The organism is Pedobacter sp. GQ55, assembly GCF_059758925.1.
The window spans coordinates 1-1,260 of the sequence record NZ_JCAXEI010000026.1 but is presented as its reverse complement, the minus strand read 5'-3'; the positions used below and the strand labels follow the sequence as shown (position 1 = coordinate 1,260).

Annotated in this window: 1 protein-coding gene and 1 pseudogene; both read left to right on the top strand. The window is 40.7% G+C overall.

The genetic code is table 11. The annotated features are described in order from the left end of the window. Positions 1–25 precede the first annotated feature (25 nt). Positions 26–166, top strand: a pseudogene (locus AC6CH7_RS26450) (hypothetical protein); the annotation flags it as partial. A 95-nt stretch (positions 167–261) separates the two neighbouring features. Beyond that, positions 262–1,218: an IS3 family transposase gene (locus tag AC6CH7_RS26445; protein ID WP_498265559.1), complete on the top strand. Its 957-nt coding sequence runs from the start codon at positions 262–264 to the stop codon at positions 1,216–1,218. The last annotated feature ends 42 nt before the right edge of the window (positions 1,219–1,260 follow it).

Genomic DNA, 1,260 nt, shown 5'->3' with positions numbered 1-1,260 from the left:
GCGTTATGAGGCTCATGGCAGCTTGATGCATCAGCACAACAATAATTTTTACGAGAAGGATTTTAAGATCGCCTGTGTTCTCTCGGTGATAAAAAAGAGATTATCTTTGAATGAAGCAGCCATTTGTTTTGGGATCCCTAGCGATAGTACAATAGTTCAATGGATGAAACTCTACGGTGAGTTTGGGGAAGAGGGTCTTGAAACTAAAAAGGTGGGGCGTCCAAAAAGCATGTCGGTTCCAAAGAAAAAAAAGAAAAAAGAATCATCAATATCAGAGGCATCAGCTATACAGGAGGAACTGGAGTATCTACGTGCAGAAAATGCCTACCTAAAAAAGCTAAGTGCCTTAATTCAGGAAGAGTCGAAAGCGAGCGGACCAGAACCAAAGCAGTCGAAGAATTAAGGCATACCTATGACTTACGCTTATTACTGCGTATTTCACAGATGGCACGTAGTACGTTTTATTATTATCTCAAACGTAGTAAGGAGGATAAATACACGTCCGCTAAGAAGTTGATCTCCGATATCTTTCACGAAAACAAGGGGCGTTACGGATATCGTCGGGTAACAGCAACACTCAAACAGAATGGGTATACCATCAACCACAAAACAGTGTCCAGGCTTATGGGTGAACTCGGATTAAAGTGTACTTTAAGACTAAAAAGATACCGTTCCTACAAAGGAGATCAGGGAAGGATTGCCCCTGATTTGTTAAAAAGAGCTTTTAAGGCTGAATTGCCAAACCAGAAATGGGTCACTGATATTACAGAGTTTGCTGTGGCAGGGCAAAAACTTTATTTGTCCCCAATACTCGACCTTTTCAATTCAGAAATCATCAGCTATCAGATGGATACCCGCCCTAGTTATTGGCTGGTTGGCACAATGGTGGATATGGCGTTTAAAAAACATACGAAGCTGGAAGGCCTGATAATGCATTCCGATCAGGGATGGCATTACCAGATGAAGTCCTATCAACGTACCCTGGAACAGAAAGGAGTGCAGCAGAGCATGTCCAGGAAAGGTAACTGCCTCGACAATGCAGTGATCGAAAACTTTTTCGGAATCCTGAAATCGGAATTATTCTACGTTAAAAATTACACATCTGTCGATGAACTGAAAACAGATATCCAAACCTATATTGAATACTATAATAACAACAGAATAAAACTGAAACTAAATGCAAAAAGTCCGGTACAATACCGGACTCTTGCAGCCTAATTTTTTAAAGTTAACTTTGTCCAATCTTTTGGGGTCACTTCA